At 67.0% G+C, this 21041-nt stretch carries 23 protein-coding genes; 11 read left to right on the forward strand and 12 right to left on the reverse strand.

Annotation, left to right across the window (positions count from 1 at the left end; translation table 11 throughout):
• Genes B146_RS0115370 through B146_RS0115380 form a run of 3 tightly spaced genes read right to left on the reverse strand, consistent with a single transcriptional unit; the run spans position 1 to position 1689 of the window.
• Positions 1-579 carry a DUF1190 domain-containing protein gene (locus B146_RS0115370; protein WP_019997346.1) on the reverse strand — a complete coding sequence of 193 codons (579 nt, stop codon included), beginning with the start codon at positions 577-579 and terminating at the stop codon, positions 1-3.
• 13 nt (positions 580-592) lie between these two features.
• Positions 593-994, reverse strand: coding sequence for a DUF350 domain-containing protein (locus tag B146_RS0115375; RefSeq protein ID WP_019997347.1), 402 nt, complete (start codon positions 992-994; stop codon positions 593-595).
• A gap of 41 nt (positions 995-1035) precedes the next feature.
• Positions 1036-1689 (reverse strand): DUF2491 family protein, encoded by a 654-nt coding sequence (locus B146_RS0115380; RefSeq protein ID WP_026358631.1) that lies wholly within the window; start codon positions 1687-1689, stop codon positions 1036-1038.
• A 105-nt stretch (positions 1690-1794) separates the two neighbouring features.
• Between B146_RS0115380 and B146_RS0115385 the strand changes: the two genes are divergently transcribed.
• Both B146_RS0115385 and B146_RS0115390 read left to right on the forward strand, forming a co-directional pair.
• On the forward strand, positions 1795-2220 hold the full coding sequence (locus B146_RS0115385; protein WP_019997349.1) for a DUF2170 family protein: 426 nt from the start codon (positions 1795-1797) through the stop codon (positions 2218-2220).
• Positions 2217-2963: a PspA/IM30 family protein gene (locus B146_RS0115390; RefSeq protein ID WP_019997350.1), complete on the forward strand. Its 747-nt coding sequence runs from the start codon at positions 2217-2219 to the stop codon at positions 2961-2963. The genes B146_RS0115385 and B146_RS0115390 overlap by 4 nt, the downstream gene beginning before the upstream one ends.
• On the opposite strand, the gene B146_RS29575 is transcribed toward B146_RS0115390, so the two are convergent.
• From B146_RS29575 to B146_RS26290, 4 genes are all read right to left on the reverse strand, one after another.
• On the reverse strand, positions 2941-3435 hold the full coding sequence (locus tag B146_RS29575; RefSeq protein WP_192843343.1) for a hypothetical protein: 495 nt from the start codon (positions 3433-3435) through the stop codon (positions 2941-2943). The genes B146_RS0115390 and B146_RS29575 overlap by 23 nt on opposite strands.
• 303 nt (positions 3436-3738) lie before the next feature.
• Positions 3739-4884 (reverse strand): alpha-hydroxy acid oxidase, encoded by a 1146-nt coding sequence (locus B146_RS0115395; RefSeq protein WP_019997351.1) that lies wholly within the window; start codon positions 4882-4884, stop codon positions 3739-3741.
• A gap of 239 nt (positions 4885-5123) precedes the next feature.
• Positions 5124-5474 (reverse strand): L-lactate permease, encoded by a 351-nt coding sequence (locus B146_RS29830; RefSeq protein ID WP_244498232.1) that lies wholly within the window; start codon positions 5472-5474, stop codon positions 5124-5126.
• Complete coding sequence (locus B146_RS26290) at positions 5471-6736, reverse strand: L-lactate permease (RefSeq protein WP_244498231.1); 1266 nt, start codon at positions 6734-6736, stop codon at positions 5471-5473. The genes B146_RS29830 and B146_RS26290 overlap by 4 nt, the downstream gene beginning before the upstream one ends.
• A 329-nt stretch (positions 6737-7065) precedes the next feature.
• Here B146_RS26290 and B146_RS0115405 point away from each other — a divergent pair, with 329 nt between their 5' ends.
• On the forward strand, positions 7066-7875 hold the full coding sequence (locus B146_RS0115405; RefSeq protein WP_019997352.1) for an FCD domain-containing protein: 810 nt from the start codon (positions 7066-7068) through the stop codon (positions 7873-7875).
• A gap of 301 nt (positions 7876-8176) precedes the next feature.
• Here B146_RS0115405 and B146_RS0115410 read toward each other — a convergent pair whose 3' ends face one another.
• Complete coding sequence (locus tag B146_RS0115410; protein ID WP_019997353.1) at positions 8177-8704, reverse strand: SMI1/KNR4 family protein; 528 nt, start codon at positions 8702-8704, stop codon at positions 8177-8179.
• On the opposite strand from B146_RS0115410, the gene B146_RS29835 reads away from it, so the two are divergent.
• The 8 genes from B146_RS29835 to B146_RS0115450 all read left to right on the forward strand — a co-directional run bounded on the left by B146_RS29835 (position 8703) and on the right by B146_RS0115450 (position 16608).
• Positions 8703-9932, forward strand: coding sequence for a GntR family transcriptional regulator (locus B146_RS29835; RefSeq protein ID WP_244498230.1), 1230 nt, complete (start codon positions 8703-8705; stop codon positions 9930-9932). The genes B146_RS0115410 and B146_RS29835 overlap by 2 nt on opposite strands.
• Positions 9929-10798, forward strand: a complete 870-nt coding sequence (locus B146_RS0115420; protein WP_019997355.1) for an isocitrate lyase/PEP mutase family protein — start codon at positions 9929-9931, stop codon at positions 10796-10798. The genes B146_RS29835 and B146_RS0115420 overlap by 4 nt, the downstream gene beginning before the upstream one ends.
• Positions 10795-11517 carry an SDR family NAD(P)-dependent oxidoreductase gene (locus B146_RS0115425; protein WP_026358633.1) on the forward strand — a complete coding sequence of 241 codons (723 nt, stop codon included), beginning with the start codon at positions 10795-10797 and terminating at the stop codon, positions 11515-11517. Before B146_RS0115420 ends, B146_RS0115425 begins: the two co-directional genes overlap by 4 nt.
• The gene (locus tag B146_RS0115430) at positions 11514-12017 is read left to right on the forward strand and encodes a TRAP transporter small permease (protein ID WP_019997357.1); all 504 of its coding nucleotides are present in this window, start codon (positions 11514-11516) and stop codon (positions 12015-12017) included. The genes B146_RS0115425 and B146_RS0115430 overlap by 4 nt, the downstream gene beginning before the upstream one ends.
• On the forward strand, positions 12014-13291 hold the full coding sequence (locus B146_RS0115435; protein ID WP_019997358.1) for a TRAP transporter large permease: 1278 nt from the start codon (positions 12014-12016) through the stop codon (positions 13289-13291). Before B146_RS0115430 ends, B146_RS0115435 begins: the two co-directional genes overlap by 4 nt.
• A 47-nt stretch (positions 13292-13338) precedes the next feature.
• Entirely contained in the window at positions 13339-14349 is a 1011-nt protein-coding gene (gene dctP / locus B146_RS0115440; RefSeq protein ID WP_019997359.1) for a TRAP transporter substrate-binding protein DctP, read from the forward strand.
• A gap of 67 nt (positions 14350-14416) precedes the next feature.
• Positions 14417-15826, forward strand: a complete 1410-nt coding sequence (locus B146_RS0115445; RefSeq protein WP_019997360.1) for an FAD-binding oxidoreductase — start codon at positions 14417-14419, stop codon at positions 15824-15826.
• On the forward strand, positions 15823-16608 hold the full coding sequence (locus tag B146_RS0115450) for an HpcH/HpaI aldolase family protein (RefSeq protein ID WP_019997361.1): 786 nt from the start codon (positions 15823-15825) through the stop codon (positions 16606-16608). Before B146_RS0115445 ends, B146_RS0115450 begins: the two co-directional genes overlap by 4 nt.
• A 468-nt stretch (positions 16609-17076) precedes the next feature.
• Here B146_RS0115450 and prpB read toward each other — a convergent pair whose 3' ends face one another.
• From prpB to B146_RS0115475, 4 genes are read right to left on the reverse strand one after another with little or no spacing between them, the layout of a single operon-like run.
• Complete coding sequence (gene prpB, locus B146_RS0115460; RefSeq protein WP_026358634.1) at positions 17077-17988, reverse strand: methylisocitrate lyase; 912 nt, start codon at positions 17986-17988, stop codon at positions 17077-17079.
• 13 nt (positions 17989-18001) lie between these two features.
• A complete protein-coding gene (locus B146_RS0115465; protein WP_019997364.1) occupies positions 18002-19543 on the reverse strand; it encodes a tripartite tricarboxylate transporter permease in 1542 nt (513 codons plus the stop codon).
• Entirely contained in the window at positions 19543-19983 is a 441-nt protein-coding gene (locus tag B146_RS0115470) for a tripartite tricarboxylate transporter TctB family protein (RefSeq protein ID WP_019997365.1), read from the reverse strand. Before B146_RS0115470 ends, B146_RS0115465 begins: the two co-directional genes overlap by 1 nt.
• 10 nt (positions 19984-19993) lie before the next feature.
• On the reverse strand, positions 19994-20983 hold the full coding sequence (locus B146_RS0115475; protein ID WP_019997366.1) for a Bug family tripartite tricarboxylate transporter substrate binding protein: 990 nt from the start codon (positions 20981-20983) through the stop codon (positions 19994-19996).
• Positions 20984-21041 lie beyond the last annotated feature (58 nt).

Genomic DNA, 21041 nt, shown 5'->3' on the forward strand with positions numbered 1-21041 from the left:
TCAGCCGCCGAAGGAAAAGCCGCTGCGGCTGGACGACAGGCCGCCGAAGCCGCTGCGCGAGACGGTGCGGGTGTTGACATTGGCCGGTCGCGGGGTCCCGACCTTATTGCCGATCACCGGATCGGACCGGTAGGTCGTCCCGTTCCGGCCGGTGAAGATCGGCGTCGGGCGCGAATAGGACCCGCCGCTCACATAGCTGCCGTAGGAATTGTAGTTGGTCATCCGCTGCACGGCGGAGGAGATCAGGTAGCCGGTCATGAAGGGCAGGAAGAAGCTTCCCCCGCCCGAGGCGCCGGCCTGGTCGCGCGGCACCTCCATGCATCGACCGGCCCCATACTCGGTCTCACAGGCCGCCTGGCCGTCGAATTTCGGGGCATCGCGCAGGTGCTGGCTGAGGGCCGCCTGATACTCGGCATTGCAGATATTGTTGTCGATACCGGCTTCGATGCACTGCGTCGGCGAGGTGAAGAGCGTGTCGGCGGACGGCTCGTCGCCGCAGCCCGACAGCGCCAGTCCGCTCGCGGCGATGGTGCCGAGCGCCAGAAGCGGCGGCCTGTTGGAGATGAAGCGTCTGGTCATGGCCTCTCCCCGTTCAATAGGTCATGCAGGCGGCATTGAGCATGCCGACCGCGAGCGAGATGCCGGCGGACCAGAGCCCCGCCGCCATCTCGCCATTGGTGATCCGCTGCGGCAGCCCGCGCATCGTCAGGCTGGCGACCCCGAAGGCGATGGCCTGGAAGATCGCGCCGATCAGCGCCCAGATCAGGAAATCGACGAGGGACACGGAGTTGGCGGCGGCCGAAGCGAGCGGCAGCGAGAAGCCGAGGATCGCGCCCAGAAACGCGACGACCGCCGTGGCGTTGCCGGTGCGGATCAGCGTCAGCTCGTGCTGGGGCGTGAGCGCGGAGTAGAGGACCGAGAAGGCGGCGAGCGAGCCGAGCCCGGTGGCGAAGTAGGCGAGAAAGGCCGGCAGGCCTGCGACGTAGCCGAACATGCTGCGGAATGTCCTGTGTTCGTGGAACGAGGGCCGACGGGTCAGAGGCGGCGGATGTCGGCCGCCATCAGCCCATAGCCGAGGATGAATTCGATCGAGGAGCCTTGCGAGGCCGCCGTCCCGAGATCGCGCTCGATATTGATCAAGAGCATCTCGCGCGCCTGTCCGAGCGGCCGGGCATAGAGCATGCAGGACTGGTGGATCTCGCGGCGGCTCTCCCCGTCGTCCACCGTTTCCACGAACTCCACGAGATCGGCCCGTCCCGTCCCGTCGCCCCAGAAGCGCTCGAAGACGATGTCGTCTGCGTCGTAGCGCGGCTGGCCGATGAGGCCGGAGGGGCCGCGCCAGCGCGCCCAGTCCGCCGCGCCCGCCGGCACCACCGAGTCCCAGGGTTGGTAGACGCTGACGTCGAGAAGCTCGTCGCCGGGCGTCGCGGACGTCGAGAGGATCTGGAGGATCGTGTTGTCGGCATCGTAGTAGCGCGACAGGACCGTCTGCGCGTCGAGCCGCGCCTCGCCATAGGCGGCGACCAGCATCATGCCGCCGGACGGCAGCGCCATGGCGGGCTGCGCTCCGACCGCCATGGCCTGGAGGCTCAGCGTGTCGATCTCGATCCCGCCCCCGATGGCGACGCCGAGCGGCCCGTGCTCGGCGGGCAGCGCCGCTTGGTTGCCGCCCGATCCCCAGCCGAAGATGCGTCCGATCATCGCGTTCCACCTTGTGCCGTTCGCTACAACCCTTATGACATGCTGGCCGCCCGACGGAAGGGCAGGAACGGTTCGAGACGGGAGTTTGCAGACGTGGCCAACTTGAATCTCGCATCCCTGACGGAGCTCTTCGCCTCCGATCCCCCCGCCCTCGGCGACGTCGACGTGACGATCGAGGGTGATGTCCTGCGGGTCACGCTGAAGGAGAAGGGCCATCTCGACGTCTTCGTCGTCGCAGGCGGCGACCAGATCCTCGCCAGCGTCATGCTGGCACCCGCCGAGAGCGTGCCCGAGCGCAGCGCCTTCGAGCGCCTCGCGCTGAAGACGCACAAGCTGGTGCCGCTCTCCACCTTCGGCATCTCGATCGTGAACGGCCAGGAGTGGTACGAACTCTTCGGCTCGCTCTCGGCCCGCTCGTCGGCCGACGTGGTGGTGGAGGAGGTCGCGGTCCTGGCCAGCAACGCCGAGGATGCGGCAAGGCTCATCGAGGAATGGCGCAACGGGGAGATCGCGGCATGAGCGTCTGGGGCAAACTGTTTTCCGCCGTGCGCGGCGGCATCAACGAGGCGGCCGAAAGCGCGGCCGACACGCAGGCCCTGCGCATCCTCGACCAGGAGATCCGCGACGCCGACAACGCCCTGCGCAAGGCGCGCTCGGATCTCGCCGGCATCATGGCATCGGCCAAGGCGCTCGGGCGCCGCGTCGACGAGGCGCGGGCGAAGGACCAGAAGGACCTGGAATCGGCCCGTGCGGCGATGGCGGCCGGTCGCGAGGACCTCGCCCGCCAGCTTGCCGACCGCATGTCGCGCAATCGCGCCGACATGGCCCGCGACGAGGCCGAATTGCAGCGCCTCCAGGGCGCGCAGGCGCAGATGCTGCGCGCCGTGCAGGACACCGAGACGCGCATCCAGACGATGCGGCGCGAGGTGGAGAGCGTGAAGGCGAACGAGTCGCTCCTGCAGGCGCAATCGGCGATCGCCTCGAGCCATGCCGGCGTCAACTCGCGGCTCGGCAGCGCGATGGAATCGCTCGAGCGCGTCAAGCGGCGGCAGGAGGCCGTCGCGGGACGGCTCGAGGCCGGCGCCGAATTGCAGGCCCTGCAGAGCGGCTCGTCGCTCGACCAGGCGCTCCTGGAAGCCGGCATCGGCGGCCCCCGCTCCTCGTCCGACGACATCTTCGCCGAGATCACGCGCAGCGAGGCTCCGAAGTCCATCTCCCACGAGCAGCCCAACGCCACCATCACGTATCAGCCGAAACCCTAAGGCGAAGCTCAGGGGGCATCTGGCCGACAACCGACATCCCGGAAATCTTCCGGGGTGCGGTAACTCGGGCTCCGTTGCACGGGGTCTGGCGGCTGGAAACTTGTTCGACCGCCTCCATCCATCGACGGCCGACAGCGTCGGAATATCGGCATTCTGGAAACATTGGTGCCAAACTGGAGGGGAAACTGCAGGCGGGGCGATCTGCTTTGGCCAACTTTTCTCCGTTTCCGCTGGTCCGAAAATCGTTGCAACGGAGCCATAAATCGAACATTGGCCGCGCGGCGCGTGTCTCCACGGCGATGAAGGTGAGAAAGCTGATCCCTCCGACGCCGGCCAGCACGATGCGGAGACGATCGGCGCCCAGCCCCTGACCCTGCGTGATGAGGTGGACGAGGCGGAACACGGCAAGCGACAGCGTCGCCATGCCTGGCAGGTCGATCCGGACGGCATGAGGATTGGAGGAATCGACCACGCCCGTCCGTGCGGGCGCGAGCGTGACGAGCGCCAGCGCCGCATGGACGAGGAACGCCCACTCCCAACTCGCGACGGCGATCGCCAGCCCGCCGATCAGCGGGCCGAAGCCGAGGCCGATCCCGAAGATGACGCCCCACCAGCCGAACGCCGTGCCGCGTTCCGGTCCGTCGCGGATCGCCGCGCATCGAGACCGAGGCAGGGCTCGGAGGTGCGACCCTGCCCTCTTCGGTCAGATGCCCCCGGATGGCGTTGATGATCGATCTGCGCTGGCGAACCGGACGAGCCGCCGGACCGGCCGTGTCTAACGGAAGCGCAGGTTGGAGCGGGACAGGTCGCCGATCTCGGCGCAGCCCATCAGGCGCATGGAGCGCTCGATCTCGCTCCGCATCAGTTCGAGCGCGCGTTCCACGCCCGGCTGTCCGGCTGCGGCGAGAGCGAAGAGATAGTAGCGCCCGAGCCCGACGGCCTTGGCGCCGAGGGACAGGGCCTTCAGCACATGCGTTCCGCGCTGCACGCCGCCGTCCATCATCACGTCGATCCGGTCGCCGACGGCGTCCACGATCTCGGCCAACTGATCGAAGGCGCTGCGCGACCCGTCGAGCTGGCGCCCGCCGTGGTTGGACAGGACGATGCCGGTGCAGCCGATGTCGACGGCGCGCTTGGCATCCTCCACCGTCATGACGCCCTTCAGGCAGAACCGACCGTTCCAGTGCGCCACCATCTCGGCGACGTCGTCCCAGTTCATGGAGGGGTCGAGCATCTCCGTGAAGTAGCGGCTGATCGAGACCGTGCCGCTGCCCATGTCCACGTGGCTGTCGAGCTGCGGAAGCTTGAACTTCTCGTGCCGGAAATGGTTGATCGCCCAGCCGGGCTTGACCGCGAATTGCGCGATGCCGGCCGCATTGAGCCGGAAGGGAATGGCAAAACCGGTGCGCTTATCGCGCTCGCGATTGCCGCCGGTGATCGAGTCCACCGTCAGCATCATGACCTCGACGCCCGCCTCCTTGGCGCGCGCCATCATCTCCCGGTTCAGGCCGCGATCCCTGTGGAAGTAGAACTGGTAGACCTGCGGACCCGAGCTGATCGCGCGAGCCTCTTCGAGGCTGACGGTTCCGAGCGAGGACACGCCGAACATCGTGCCGAACTTGCCGGCGGCCGCGGCCACCGCTCGCTCGCCGTCGTGATGGAAGAGCCGCTGGAGCGCCGTCGGCGAGCAGTAGAACGGCAGCGCAAGCCTCTGCCCCATCACCGACACGGACAGATCCACCGTCTGGACGCCGCGAAGGACGCTCGGCAGGAGATCGCAGGTCTCGAAGGCGGCGGTGTTCCGGCGATAGGTGACCTCATCGTCTGCCGCGCCGTCGATATAGTTGAAGATCGGCCCCGGAAGACGTCGTTTCGCCAGGCGCCGGAAGTCATGGAAATTGTGGCAGTCGTGAAGGCGCATGTGTCTGGATCTTCCCTGGAAATGGCCGCCGGATCGCCGCGCTCCGCGCGTCCATGCTGGCGCGACCGGCCTTGTGTGCGAAACGGCAGCATCCGTTCGTCGCGGAACCGTCTTGAAGGCGCGGCCCACGACGAACGGGCGCTCCGGCAAGATGCGGCTGACGACGGGCGGTTCGTTGCCGTCTTGTGAGCGGGGCCCGGAGGAAATCTCCGCCGGGCCTCGTCTCGTTCCTGTGCCGATCAGGCGGCGAGTGCGCGAGCCCTCAGGTGGCCCTTGTTCGTCGCCATCGTCGTCAGGACGATGGCAAGCCAGGCCGCGGCAAGCGCCAGCCACAGTCCGCCGTAGATCAGGTCCATACCGATCAGGCCCGCTGGGACGACATAGTAGGCCATCGGGATCAGCGTCATGCGGATGATTTCTCCTTCACGATCCTTCAGGCCTACCACGGCGGAGGCCGCCACGACGTTGTGCACGCAGACCATGTTTCCGGCCGCGCCGCCGACCGCCTGGAGGGCGACGACGATCATCGTGCCGAACCCGGCCAGCCCGATTTGTTCGGCCGCGGAGAACTGGAACAGCGCGAACATCATGTTGGAGACGGTGTTGGACCCGCCGCCGCCCCCATCATCGTCCCGGCCGACCGGGACCAGGCCCGTGCGTAGGCCCGGCTGCTCATGCGATAGAGCCCGAACGCGATCAGCGAGGAGAGGATCAGGATCGTGCCCGGAGCATGGAGGAGCTGCGACGACGCATCGATCCCGGAGCCGAAGAGATCGTTGAAGGCGATCGTCGCGTTCGGGGACGTCAGGGCCGCCTTGAGGGGGGCGATCGTGCGCGTCGCGATCAGGAGTGCGGCGACGATGATGTAGGGCGACCAGGCTGTGAGCAGGGAGATGGGACGGGCTTCGCCCGCGTCCTTGGCCTCTGCCTCGCCGGGCGTCATCGAGCCGAACCAGTGATCGTTAGCGGCTTCCCGCGCCGGGAAGTCGAAGCGGTCCTTCGGCATGAGGAAGCCGGCCCGCGCGGCGGGAACGACGATGAGAAGGCCGACGAGACCGCCCACCACCGAAGGGAATTCGGGGCCGAGAAGCTGCGCGACGATCGTATAGGGCACGGTGAAGGCGATGCCGGCGAACAGGGCGAACTTCCAGACGCGGAAGCCGTCCGCGAAGGACCGGTTGGCTCCGAAAAAGCGGGTCATCATGCCGACCATCATCAACGGAATGACGAAGCCGACGACGGCATGGATGACCGCGACGTTCGCGGCGACATGGATCACGTACTCGGCCGTCGACAGCGGAGCGACGCTCGTGGCCACCTCGGGGCTCGACCCGAGCCCCATCTTGATGCCGACGAGCATGGGCGTGCCGACCGCGCCGAAAGAGACCGGGACCGACTGGATGATGAGCGTGACGAGGACGGCGGCCATGGCCGGGAAGCCGAGGGCGACGAGAAGCGGAGCGGCAACGGCCGCAGGGGTTCCGAAGCCGGAGGCTCCCTCGATCATCGAGCCGAACATCCAGGCGATGATGATCGCCTGGATTCGGCGATCCGGGGTCAGGTCACTGAACCCACGGCGGATCGTCCGGATCGCACCGCTTTCCTCCACGGTCTGGAGAAGGAGGATCGCGCCGAAGATGATGAAGAGCAGCGTGAGCGCCGTGACGATGCCGTTCGCCGTGGCGCCGGCGACGACGGAAAACGACTGTCCCCAGACCGTGAGAGCCAGCGCCAGCGTGGCGAGATAGGCCATCAGCATGGCCAGTTTGGCGGATCGTCGCATCACCATGAGCAGCAGGAAGACGACCGCGATCGGCGTCACGGCCAGCAAGGCCAGCAGGCTTTCATTCATGATACGGATTTCCTCCCGAAACATGGTCCTGCGCTGGCCGACCACCAATGCCGGACCACCTTTTCCGGCAAATGGCCAAATGCCTTGACCAAGCTTCGACGTTGCGCGGCCCGTACGGCCTGTCGGCCGCCTCATTAGAGCCGGAAGACCAGTTCGACCATCGACGACGGCAATTGTTGGTGTTTCAGCGCCGCTGAAGGCATGCAAGGCAGGCTCGGCGGTGCTATACAATCTCACGCTATACGGGCGTCACCTCCACCCCCGAAGGCCATTGGTAAAATCATTTTACCAGACCAGTCAACCGCACCCAGCGAGGGTTCAAGAGCGACATGGAAAAGTTCAAGGCGGATGGAGGCGGCTCGAAGGAGGATAGCGTCGTCGAACGAACGGCTCGACATCTCGAAGAGCTCGTTCTGGAAGGCTCTCTCGCGCCCGGGGACCTCCTTCTCCCCGAGCGCGAACTTGCGATCCGACTGAGTGTTTCGCGGCCAACGCTTCGCTTGGCGATCAAGATCATCGAGGATCGCGGCCTGATCCGGTCGGTGCCGGAAGGTCGAATCGTAGCCCCCATCGGCCGCGCGATCACAGATCCCCTCATGGAACTCATGTCGGCCCATGGCATGGTCGTCGACGACTATCTCGAGTTTCGCTACACGACCGAACGGATGGCGGCCGAACTCGCGGCGCGCCGGGCCAACGATGTCGACCGGGCACAGCTCAAGCGCTGCATCGATGCCATCGACGCGGCGCACGAACGAGGCGTGGAGCAGGACGAAGCGGATGCGGACGTCGATCTGCACATCGCCGTCTACGAGGCGAGCCACAACCTCGTCGTCCTTCACGTGATGCGTGCCCTCTCGGGAATGCTGCGAACGGGCATCATCGAGAACCGGGGCAAGCTCTTCCAGCGGCCGCAGACCCGAGACGCCCTGCGCGCACAACATCGGGCAATATACGAGGCAATCGAAAGAGGGGATGCGGAAGCGGCCGGAGAGGCTGCCGAAGCGCATGTCCGGTACACGCACGATGCTTTGCGGGAGGTCAACGCAGCTGAGGCGCGCCTGCATGTTTCACTGAGGCGGAGCCGAGGAGGCCGCGTTAGTACGAAGAGCTTCGACGAGAAGAACGGTTCAAACTGAGAACTGGACGATCTGCATCTGACAGCGTCGAAGCGATCCGGCGTTTGATCTGAGCTTGGCGTCCGACATCCTCGAACCAAACGCGGCAAACCTAAAGTGCGAGCCGCCCGTCCGCGTCTTGCATCTCGTCGCTCGAAGCAGACCGCCGGAAAACCATCCATGCGCGTCGGTCGGCGCCAGAAAGGCGGACGTCCGGAAGCGGTCCATCCGCTATCGACCCATCGTCGCCGATTTCCTAGCGGGTCTTCGGATCCCGGAATAAGACCATGACCTGAACGCCTCTGCGGTGCGGTGAGAACCGCTACCCTTTCGTCGAGCCGATCGTTGGCGGAAAGCCTTCGCTATCGACGTAGGTCCTCAGGAAGTCCGCGAAGCTGTCCGCCAGAACGCCCCATTCGGCGGGACCGACTTCATGCCAGGCATCCAGCACCGGCTCGATGCCGTTCGGTCCGCGAGGGCCGAAGACAAGGACTTCCTGCCCGTCGGTATGACAGAACGGAATGTAGGGCCATTCCTCGAGGTCGGGGTCGATGTCCTTCTCCCGCAGAAAGGCGTCCTGGTATTCCCTGACGAGATCGGCGCATCCACGAAGATGATGGCTGTTCCAACATCCGTCCGCGAACGCCCTTTCGTCGGCCTCGTCCACCGGATCAGGAGAGATGAACCCGCCGTCGTGGAGCCGTAGAAACATCCTGTAGGCTTCCGGTAGCGAGAGCCCCATCACAGCTTCGGCGTCGGCGATCTCTTTCGCGCTTGCAGGGGGTTGAAAGAAGGCCCGGCCTTGAAGGCGGACGATCAGACGGCTGAGTTCCGCCAGCAGTTCGACCATGTTCAACGCCTTCTCGATGCGACACGTCCGAGCTTCGCTGCGGGACGTCAGCTTCGATCGAGTGAATGCCCGAAAGGAGAACGGAAGAAAACCACCCCTAGCTCACGGTCTCGCCTCGTTTGGAGACGCCATCGCGCGCCCGCTGGATCGTCAGGCGGCTGACCGCGAACTCGCGGGACAGTGCAGGGACGGAAGCCCCCTCCCCGATCCGTTCGACCACTATGCGCTTCTGCTCGGGTGTCAGCTTTGCCGGACGTCCCAGCACCTTGCCCTGCTCCCTGGCCCGGACCAGCCCGGCTTAGGTGCGCTCGATCAGAAGGTCTCGCTCGAACTCGGCCACCGCATTGATGACGCTCATCGTCATGCGGCTCGTGGAACTCGTCAGGTCGACGCCGCCCGAAGCCAGTTAGTGAACCTTCACGCCCATGCCGGCCAGGCGTTCACGACGAGAAGCGAAACGGCACAAGCGATCCACCTTGACACGCGAAGCTCCAACCAAGCATGTAACGTGTTACATGTTAGAAGTGGAGATGTGGGCATGCCCGGCCGAAACACGCTGCGGATCGTGCAGCCGCCGTCGCTCGCGGCGATGGTGGCGGATCGCCTGCGCGACGCGATCGTCGACGGGGAGTTCGCCTTGGGTGAGAACATCTCCGAAGAACGGCTCTGTGCGGCGTTCGGTGTCAGTCGGTCGCCCGTCCGCGATGCCTTGAACGCATTGCAGTTCACAGGGCTCGTCGAGGTGCGCCCGAAGCGCGGCAGCTTCGTCTTCAACCCGACGGAAACGGATGTCGCGATGCTATGCGATTACCGGTTCATGCTGGAGCGCGAGGCCGCGCTGATGGCGGTGCGCGTGGCGCGGGACGACGTGGCGGCCGGGCTCGAGGCGGCGGTGCGTCAGATGTCGCAAGCGCACACGGGCGGCGACCGTCGCGCCTATGGTCACGCGGACACGGCTTATCACGGCGTCTTTTTCGCCTGCTGCGGCAACTCCCTCGTCCGCGATGCCTATCGGCTGGCTGAGGCGAAGCTCGCGACGCTGCGTACGCTTCTCACAGCGCCCTTCGACGAACGGCGCGAGTCTGGCCTGATCCAGCATCAGGAGATGGCCGAAAGGCTGCTCGACGGCGACGAGGCTGGCTTCGTCGCCAAGCTCAAGATGCATGCCGACTGGAGCGACAGACTGCCAGCCACGCTATCGCCACAGCAGGAGGGACCCGGTTTATGATCGATCAGACGAAGGTTCTGCGGGGACTTCTGACGCAGCGGGGGATCGTTGCCGCCCCTGGAGCACCGGATGCGCTTTCGGCGCGACTGGTCGCCCAATCGGGCTTCCCGGCCGTCTACATGACCGGGCTCGGGGCGACGGCGAGCCGGCTCGGGGCCCCCGATCTCGGTCTGCTTGGCCAAACCGAAATGGCCGAGCAGGCCCGCGCGATGGCGGCCGCAGCCGACATTCCGGTGATCGCCGATGCCGATACCGGCTATGGCGGACCGCTGAACCTGCGCCGAGCGGTGGCCGATTACGCGCGGAGCGGTGTCGCCGCCTTCCATGTCGAGGACCAGCAGATGCCCAAGCGCTGCGGCCAGCTGGCCGGCGCGCGGCTAGTCCCGCCGCTCGAGGCCGAAGCGCGCCTGCGCGCCGCCATCGCCGCCCGCGACGCCTGCGGCCGTGATATGCTGGTGATCGGGCGGACCGACGCGCTCGGCAGCGAAGGCATGGAGGCTGCGCTGGAACGGGCGCGGCGCTACGGCGATACCGGCGTCGATCTCGTTTTCGTCGACGGCATCCGCACCGTAGCCCAGGTCGAGGAAGTCGCCCGAGCCCTGCCGAACCCGAAGGTGGTCAGCCTCGTGGACGGCACGGACGCGGCCCGGCTCGGGCTGGACGAATTGCAGGACATGGGCTTCTCGATCTGCCTGTTCGCGCTGACCACGCTTCTGGCGAGCCTTACGGCACAGGCCGAGGCGCTGCGACGCCTGCGCACCGATCGCCGCATCGCCGCCAACCCGCAAGGGTTCGACTATGCGCGCTTTTCCCAATTGGTCGATCTCGCCGGGCATCAAGCCTTCGCGCACGAGTTCGAAGCGTGACGGTCCCGGTTGTTTTGATCACCGGCGGCGCTGCGGGCATCGGGCTTGCGATAGCGCGGCGGGCCGTGAACCGGGGCGCCGCCGTCTGGCTGTGGGACCGGGACGAACGCGCCCTGGAAGCGGCGCGGGCCGGACTTGGCGCTTCGGCGCGCACGCAGGTCGTCGACGTCTCGGACGAGGCAGCACTGGCCGAGGCCGAGGCGGCGCTCGCCGGCCGGCCGCCGACGCATCTCGTCAACAACGCGGGCATCCTCGGTCGGCCCATGCCGCTCGACGCGATGGAGGCCATCGAGATCGCCCGCGTTCTTGCCGTCAACGTGTCCGGCACGCTCCTGGCCACCTCGGCCTTTCTGCGCGCCCGCCTGCCACATCCGGGCGCCGCCATCCTGAACATGTCCTCGATCGCCGGCACCAACGGCGGGTCGCCCGGCCACGCGCTCTACGGCGCGACCAAGGCGGCGCTCCTTGCCCTGACGCAGGCCATGGCGCGTGACCTCGCGCCGGCCGTGCGTGTCAACGCCCTGGCCCCCGGCATCATCGACACGGACATTCAGAAGGCCGTTTTCGCCGACCGCCAAGCGCTTCACGCAACGGCCGCCGGCATTCCGCTCGGCCGGGTCGGCACGCCGGATGAGGTGGCGGAGGCCGCCGAGTGGCTGCTCTTCGCCGCCCCGTACGTCACGGGAGAAACCATTCGCGTTGGAGGAGGGCGCAAATGAAACAACTGAACCACTTGTTCTTTAGAGCCATCGACATCGCCCTCGTCGCCCTCCTGGCGGCGATGACGGCGATGGTCTTCGGCAATGTCGTGCTGCGTTACGGTTTTGGCTCGGGGCTGGACTTCTCGGAGGAGATGTCGCGCTTCTGCTTCGTCTGGCTGATCTTCCTCGGCTCGATCGCCGCCATGCGGCGCGACCTGCACATGGGCTTCGATTCCGTCGTCGTCTCGGTCGGACCTAGGACGCGTCGCATCCTCCTGGCAATTGCGAACGGCCTGATCCTCGCCTGCTGCCTACTCCTTCTAGCCGGTACGCTCATGCAGTGGCACGTCAACGCCACGAACGCCGCGCCGGTGACCGGCATGCCGATGAGCTGGCTCTTCGGTGTGGCCGTGCCGATGAGCCTCGCCATCGGCCTGATGGCCGGCTGGCGCATGATCGGCTACGCGAGTGGCCGCCTGACCGATGCTCCGGTCGCGCAGGGCGAGTTGCACGAATGAGCCTCGTCATCTTCCTGGCGGTCCTGGGCGCGGCCATGGCCGTGGGCGTGCCCATTGCCTTCTCCCTGATCCTGTGCGCGGTCGCCATGGGTTTCGCCCTCGACATGTTCGACCCGCAGATCATTTCGCAGCGGATGATCGTGGGCGCTAACAGCTTCACGCTTCTGGCCATTCCCTTTTTCCTGCTCGCCGGCGAACTCATGAATGCGGGCGGCATGTCGCGCCGGATCGTCGCCTTCGCGATCTCGCTCGCCGGGCATTTCCGCGGCGGTCTCGGGGTGGTCGCGATTTTCGCCGCCATCATCCTGGCGTCGCTGTCCGGCTCGGCGGCCGCCGACACCGCGGCGCTCGTGACCATGCTCCTGCCGATGATGCGAGGAGCCGGCCACGACGAGGCGCGTTCGGTCGGCCTGCTCGCCTCCGGCGGCATCATCGCGCCGATCATCCCGCCTTCCATCGCCTACATCATCTTCGGGGTGGCCACCAATCTGTCGATCAGCCAGCTCTTCATGGCCGGCATCGTGCCGGGCGTGATGATGGGTGCCGGCGCGCTGGCGGCTTGGATGGTCGTTTCGCGGCTGGACAACGTGGCGCCGCTTCCCCGCGCCAGCTGGGCCGAGCGCGGACGGGCGACGCGCGAGGCGGCCTGGGCCCTCGGCCTGCCGGTCATCATTCTCGGCGGAATTCGCTTCGGCATCGTCACGCCCACCGAGGCGGCGGTCCTGGCCGTGGTCTACGCGCTCTTCGTCGGGCTGGTCGTCTATCGGGAGTTGAAGCCCTCGCAGCTCTTCGAGGTCTTCCGAAACGCCGCGACGACCACGGCGGTCGTCATGCTGCTTGCGGCCGCCGCGCTGGCCACCGCGTGGTTCGTCTCGATCGCCGACCTTTCGGGCATCGTCCTGGAGTTGGTCGAGCCGCTCATCGAGCATCCCAAGCTGCTGATGGCCGTCATCATGCTGCTCGTCATCGCCGTCGGCACGGCGCTCGATATGGGACCAACCATCCTCATCCTCGCCCCGGTGCTCCTGCCGGTGGTCAAGGAAGCGGGGATCGATCCGATCTATTTCGGCGTCCTCTTCGTCATCAACTGCGCCATCGGCCTCGTCACGCCGCCGGTCGGCATCGCGCTGTCGGTCGCCTCCGGCGTCTCCGGCGTCTCCATGCACCGCGCCTCCATCGGCGCGCTGCCCTTCATGATCGCGCAGATCGGCGTCCTGTTCCTGCTGGTCCTGTTTCCGCAGCTGGTGCTGTGGCCGATGGAATGGCTCCGCTGAACGGAGCCTCGAAGTATCCAACGTCGTCTCTCGGGAGGAGAACAAGAATGAAACGCAACATGAGCGCCTTTCTCGGCACCGCCATCATCGCTTTGTCGTTGACGGCCCCGGCCGGCGCGGAGGTCGGCCGCCACACGTTCAAGATCTCGAACGGGGCGGCGGAGGATCATCCGGTCTCCGCAGGCGTCAAGGGCATGTCGGCGTGCCTGGAAACCAAGACCGACAAGAAGATGAAGCTGCGAGGCTTCTACAACGGCGAGCTGGGTGACGACGCGGAGGCCACGCAGTCGGTCCGCTCGGGATCGATCGAGATGGTCGTCACCGGTGCCGCCGCCATCGGCGGGATCGAGCCGGCGATGAGCGCGTTCGAGCTCCCCTTCCTGTTCAATTCGGACGCCGAGGTGGACGCGGTCATGACCGGTCCCTTCTTCGATCACGTGGCGGCCAAGATGCCGGCGCACGGTCTCGTGCTGCTTTCGATCTGGGAGAACGGCTTCCGCAACGCGACCAACAACAAGCATGCCATCGAGAAGGTCGAGGACTTCCAGGGCCTCAATTTCCGCGTCATGCAGAACCCGATCTTCCTCGACACCTTCCGCCGCTTGGGGGCCAATCCGGTGCCCATGGCCTTCGGCGAGGTGTTCACCGCGCTGGAGACGGGCGCCGTGGACGGCCAGGAGAACCCGCTGCCGCTGATCCAGGCCAGCCGGTTCTACGAAGTCCAGAAATACCTGACCCTGACGCGCCATGCCTATTCGCCGACGCCGGTTCTGATCTCCAAGACGGTCTGGGACAAGCTGACGAACGAGGAGCAGGACCTCATGCGTACCTGCGCCGCGGATGGGCGCGTCAAGCAGATCGAACGCTCTCGCGCCGCAGTCGAAGAGGCGCTGAACGAGCTCAAGACACACGGCATGACGGTGTCCGAGCTCGGCCCGGAGGAAACCGCTCGTCTGCGCGAGATCGTCGCCCCGGTCTACGACGCCGCCATGTCGACCGTCGGACGGGAGAACTACGACCGTCTGACGGGCGAACTCGAAAAGCTGCGGGGCAACTGACCCCGCGCTGCCGCTTCCGTTGCGGCGCTCCCCTGCGCCGCAACGGCTCCTCTTCCAAAGGTTGATCATGCCAGTAGAAGCCCAAGCCTGCCTCGCCGCGCTCGCCTCCGCCTTTTCCGGCTCGGCCTTCCTGCCCGGCGCAGAGACCCCCGCGCGCAACCTGCAGGACACGAGCTACCTGCCACCCCAGATGCCGCTCGCCGTCGTGCGGCCCGACACGCCGGAAGGCGTGGCAGAAGCCGTCCGGATCTGCGCCCAGCATGGCGTCGCGGTCGTACCGCAAGGCGGTCTCACGGGTCTGGCGGGCGGCGCGCATCCGATCGCCGGTGCAGTGATGCTGTCGCTGGAGCGGCTGCAGGGCATCGAGGATATCGATCCTGCGGCCTCGACCTTGACGGTGCGTGCCGGAACGCCGTTGGAGGTGATCCAGCGCGCCGCCGACGATGCCGGCTTCTTCATTCCCCTGGACCTCGGGGCACGCGGCTCGTGCCAGATCGGCGGAAACCTCGGGACCAATGCCGGCGGCAACCGCGTCATCCGTTACGGCATGGCGCGCGAGATGGTGCTCGGTCTGGAATACGTGCTGCCGGACGGTACGCTCGTCACCAGCCTGAACAAGATGATCAAGAACAACGCGGGATACGACCTGAAGCAGCTGTTCATCGGTTCGGAGGGCACGCTCGGCGTGATCACCCGCGCGGTGCTGCGCATGCAGCCGCGCCCCGGTTGCGTCAACGCCGCCCTGTGCGGCGTGGATGACTATGCCGACGTTGTATCGCTTCTGGGCGCGGCGCGGCGCGGCCTCGGACCGATGCTCTCTGCCTTCGAGGTCATGTGGGCCGATTACTGGTACGAAGCGACCACGACGGTCGGCGTGCGCTCTCCGCTGACGGGACAGCACCGCTTCTACGTGCTCGTCGAGGCGCAGGGTCTGTCCGACGAGATCGACGGCCCCAGGTTCCAGGGCTGGATCGAGGCGCAGTTCGAGAGCGGGCTCGTCTCCGACGCAGCCATCTCGCAGAGCATGGGAGACGTAGCCGCCTTCTGGGCGACACGCGACGCCTGCTCCGAGTTCGGCAGTCGCCTCGGGCCGCATGTCGCCTTCGACATCGGGCTTTCCGCCGCGCGGATGGACGATTTCGCGGTCGCCTGCCGAGCACAGCTCGCCGAACGCGTGCCCGACGCCATGTCCGTGTATTACGGGCATATCGGCGATGGAAACCTGCATCTGGTGGCGCGCTCGCGCAGCGCCGAGACACAGCCGATGTCGCAGATCTCGGCTGCGGTCTACGAGACCGTCCGCGACTTCGGCGGGACGATCTCGGCCGAGCACGGCATCGGTCTCTTGAAAAAGCCCTACCTCTCCTACTCCCGCAATCCGCAGGAATTGGCGCTGATGCGGCGCCTGAAGGCCGCGCTCGACCCGCAGTCTATCCTGAACCCCGGCAAGGTATTCGACATGAGGGACATGGCATGAACCGGTTGAAGAAGCGTCTCGCCGCCGGCGAGCAGGTGGGTGCGGCCTGGATCGAACTCGGTAATCCCGATGTCGCGGAGATCATGGTCCGGCATGGCTGGGATACGCTTGTCATCGACGGGGAGCACGGCGTCGGCGACCTCAACGACTGGGTGGCCGTCGCCCGCGCGGCGGAGGCGGCTGGTGCGGATGTGGTGCTGCGCGTGCCCGACGGGGCGGACACGACGCTGAAGCGGGCGCTGGACCGCGGGTTCCGCTCGCTGATCGTGCCGATGGTCAACACGGCGGCCCAAGCACAGGATATCGTCGCGTCCTGCCGCTATCCCGGCCTTGGGCGGCGCGGCTACGCAGCGCCGATCCTTCGCGCCTCGGACTGGGGCGCGCGATCCGGCTACGCCCGACGGGAAGCGGCCGACGAACTGCTTCTGATGCTCCAGTGCGAGCACATCGATGCGGTCGAGAACCTGCCGCAGATCGCCGCCGTGCCAGGCGTCGACCTGATCTTCGTCGGCCCGAACGACTTGGCCGGATCGATCGATCACCTCGAGCGCATGGAAGAGGCGGCGCCCCAGGAACTGCTGAAGCGGATCGAGGCGTCGGCCGCCACGGCCGGCATGCCACTGGCCACGATTCTCGGCGCGGGACGAGGTTGGAGCGATCTGCGCGCTCTGGGCTATCGGTTCATGATTGGTCCCAACGACATATCTCTGCTGATCGCGGGCGCCCGGTCCAGCGCAGCCGAGCGCGACGATGCGGCAAAGGTTGATGTGCGGGTATACTGACCCTGACGTGACCCCCGCTTTTCATCCAGCGGGAGTGAGAGTCCTGTCTTGATCTGAGCTGCTCCCGATCGTTGGACCGCCGGAAGCTGGAGTTTCCCGGCTTCGTCACGACGGCGGGCCGGTAGCGCCGTCGGGATTGATGAACGAGATCGAGCACGGACAGATCGAGATGTCGGTCCAAGATCCGGACGGCTACCTGCTGCGCTTGACGGAACGCCTGGGAACGCGTCCCGTGTCGGGCCTGTGAGGCGACGACGAATGGCTCACAACGCCGGCTCGATCTCATGCGCCGACCGACCGCTAACCACCCGGTCCGGTCTCAGGTGATCGAGAAAGCAGACGTCCCGAACCAGCCCATCCGCTATCGACCCGAGTGCGACTTTCGACGAGCATCGCCGGGTGATCCGAAGCGGACATCGAACAGTCTTGAACAGGACCTGGCGACATCGTCTGCGCGTTGGCGGTCCATTACGAGGACAACGGCGGGAAAGCGCTTTTTGCGATCTGACCGTCGAGCGCCTCGTAGTCGAAATAGCCGATCGTCTCGTAGAGCTCGGCGCGCGTTTGCATGTATGGGAGCATGGCCGTAGCAGCGCCGTCGCGCGCAATCGCGGTATAGAGCGCCTCCTGGGCCTTCGCGGCGACGCGCAGCGCGCTGACGGGCCAGATCACCATCGCATAGCCGAAGCTCTCGAACTCGGCGGCGGTGAAGGCCGGCGTGCGGCCGAACTCGGTCATGTTGGCGAGAAGCGGCACGCCCGGCAGCGCGTCGGCAAAGGCGCGGAACATCTCGGCGCTCGTCAGGGCCTCGGGGAAGATGGCGTCGGCCCCGGCCTCGAGATAGAGCCGGGCGCGGGCGATGGCGGCCTCCAGACCTTCGCTCGCGGCCGCGTCCGTGCGGGCGATGACGAGGAGATCGCGCCGTGCCCGGATCGCCGCCGCGACCTTGGCGGCCATGTCGCCGGGGCTCGCCAGCCGCTTGTCGGAGAGATGGCCGCATTTCTTCGGCAGGATCTGGTCCTCGATGTGGATGGCGGCCGCCCCCGCCGTCTCCAGCGCCGCGACCGTCGCCATGACGTTCAGCGCCTCGCCGAACCCCGTGTCGGCATCGACCACCACGGGCAGTCCCGAGGCGCCCGCCACCTGCCGGACGAAGAAGGCGACGTCGGCGGCCGTCATGATGCCGAGATCGGGCAGGCCCATCGAGGCGCTCATGGCCGCGCCCGAAAGGTACAGTGCCTCGAAGCCGGCCCGCCGCGCCTGAAGCGCGGCAAGACCGTTCTGGGCGCCGGGCAGGCGCAGGATGCCCGGCTGGGCCAAGCGCTCGCGGAGCCGGCGTCCGGCCGGCTCCTTCGTTGACAGGTCGTTGAGATAGCTCATGGCCTCGGTCCCCTCATTCCGGCGGCAGGCGGGCGTCGACCGCAAGCGGCGCATCCGGCTTGCGAAGTCTCGCAAGGACCATCGGCATGACCAGCATCAGGGCGGCCGCCGTCCAGAGCACCACGGCGATCCAGCTCGACCAGAGGATCGACACCTCGCCGGCAGAAAGCGACAGCGCGCGGCGCAGGTTCTGCTCCAGGATCTTGCCGAGCACAAAGCCGAGGATCAGCGGCGCCATCGGCACCGACAGCCTGCGCAGCCACCAGGCGATGACGCCGACGACGACCATCAGCACGAGATCGAACCCCGCCGACTTGCCGGAATAAACGCCGACCGCGCTCACCACCACGATGAAGGGCACCAGCGTCCAGGCCGGAACCGAGAGCATGCGGGCGAAGAGACCGACGAAGGGGATGTTCATCGCGAGCAGCATCACGTTGCCGATGAAGAGCGAGGCGATGAGGCCCCAGACGAGTTCCGGCTGGCTCGTGAAGAGCACCGGGCCGGGCGTGATGTTGTAGAGGGTCAGGACGCCGAGCATGATCGCGGTCGTGCCCGATGACGGGATGCCGAGCGTCAGCATCGGGATGAAGTTGGAGTTGGAGGCGCTGTTGTTGGCCGCCTCGACCGAGGCGAGACCGCGAAGGTCCCCTCGCCCGAAGCGGGCGCCCTGGGGGTCCTGCCGCTCGACGATGCGCTTCTCGGTGGAATAGGCGAGCACCGAGCCGACCGTGCCGCCGGCGCCCGGCAGCAGGCCGATGAAGAAGCCGATGGCCGAGCCGCGCAGCGTCGCCATGTTGGTGAGGCGCATCTCGGCGAGGTTGAAGAGGCTGCGCCCCATGCTCTCGACCTTCGTCGGGATGCCGGCGCGGTGGCTCTCGTAGAGCAGCAGCAGTTCCGAGATCGCGAAGAGGCCGATGACGATCGTGGCGAACTGGATGCCGTCGATGAGGTTCGGCATGTCGAACGTGTAGCGAAAGACGCCGGAGTTCGGATCGATGCCGACCGTGGAGAGCGCGAGGCCGATGCCGACCGCGAGCAGCGCCTTGACCGGCTGGTCAGCAAGGAGGCCGGCGAGCGAGGCGAAGGCGAAGACCATCAGCGCCACGTATTCCACCGGCCCGAAGGCCAGCGCCCAGCGCGATAGGACGGGCGCGGCGATGACGATGCCGACGGTGGCCAGCATCGAGCCGACGAAGGAGGTCCAGGCCGAAAGCGAGAGCGCGATGCCCGCCTTGCCCTGGCGCGACAGCGGATAGCCTTCGAGCGCCGTCATCACCGCCGAGGCCTCGCCCGGCACGTTGATGAGGATGGCGCTGATGCGCCCGCCATATTCTGAGCCGATATAGATCGACGCCATCAGGATCATGGAGGATTCGGGCGGCAGGCCGAGCGCGAAGACGACGGGCACCAGCATCGCCACCGCGTTGACCGGCCCGAGGCCCGGAAGAACGCCGACCATGGTACCGACCACGGCCCCGAGCGCGGCGAGCGCAAGATTCATCGGCGTCGCGGCGACCGAGAAGCCGGTGAGGAGAAAGCCGAGCGTATCCATCAGAGGAGGTCCCCGAGGATGCCCGTCGGCAGGACGACGTCGAGCCCGTGGTCGAAGAGGAGGAACGAGCCGACCGAGAGGACGACGCCCGTGCCTGCGCTCTGCGCCAAGGTCGCGCCGAAGATGCGCGCGACGACGGCGCTCATCAGAGCGGTCGAGACGACGAAGCCGAGCGGCTGGAACAGGAGCGCGTAGGCGAGGAGCGTGGCGGCGATGCCGAGGATGCCCCGGTTGACGCCGGCGGCGTTGGGCTCGACCGCGCCGCCGCCCTTGACGAGGAGCACGATCCCGCAGGCTCCGATCAGGATCGCCGTGATCATCGGAAAGGCGCGGGGGCCGACGGGTTCGTAGGCGAAGGGGGCGGCGAGCCCCCATCCGAAGGCGACGAGCGTCAGGGCCATGAGCACCGCCAGGCCCCCGAGCGTCCGATCGTTGCTCATGGCGCTCCCCTTACTTCGCGACGAGGCCGAAGCCGGAGGCGAGTTCCTTGTAGGTCGCCACCCGCTCGTCGACGAAGGTCTTCAGCGCGTCGCCCGTCATCGGCAGGGCCAGGAGGTTGCGGTCGGTCAGGAGCTGGGCGTAGCCGGGCGCGGCCATCGCCTTGGCGAAGGCATCGGCCCACCACTGGTAGTCCGCGTCCGAGACCTCGGGTCCGACATAGAAGCCGCGCACGATCGGCCACTCGATGTCGTAGCCTTGCTCCTTGGCGGTCTGCACCTGGCCGAGCTTGCCGGCGAGACGATCGGCCGAATAGATCGCAAGGAGCTTCAACGGCGCGCCGCCGTCGATCGCCGCCTGGCTGTCGCCGACATCGTTCATGCAGACCTGCACATGGCCGCCCTGGAGCGCGGTCGCGCAGTCGCCGCCGCCCTCGAAGGCGACGAAGCGCATGGTCTTGTGGTCGATACCGGCCGCGCGCGCGGTGAGCGCCGCCTTCATCCAATCCTGGCTGCCGATCGTGCCGCCGGCGCCCAGGATCACCTTGGAGGGATCGGCCTTGATCGCCTCCATCATGTCCTTCAGCGAGGTCCAGGGCGAGTCCGCCGCCACCACGACGGCGCCGTAGTCGGTGCCGACCGAGGCGACCCAGCGCACGTCGGCGGCCGTGTGGGCGCCGAACTTGCCCTGCGCGAGATTGAGGAGCGAGCCGGCCGAGAAGGCGACGATCGTGCCCGGCTCGTCCCGGCGCTGGCCGGCGATCGTGTTGAAGGCGACGGCACCGATGCCGCCCGGCATGTAGGACACGCGCAGCATCGCCTCCAGCGCGCCGGACTCCTTCAGCGCGGCCTGGGCAAGCTTGCAGGTGATGTCGAAGCCACCGCCGGGCTGGGCGGGCGCGATGCATTCGGGCTTGGCGGGTTCGGCGAGCGCCGGCACGGCGGCGAGGGACAGGGCGGCGGCGCCGACGGCGAGCGCCGCGCGGATCAGGGTCTTCGTCAAGGATTCCTCCCAAGGAACGGTGCGGGCCTCCCAGCCCGTCAGCCTCCTTAACGACTGT

Source organism: Aureimonas ureilytica DSM 18598 = NBRC 106430 (assembly GCF_000382705.1).
Classification (GTDB): Bacteria; Pseudomonadota; Alphaproteobacteria; order Rhizobiales; family Rhizobiaceae; genus Aureimonas; species Aureimonas ureilytica.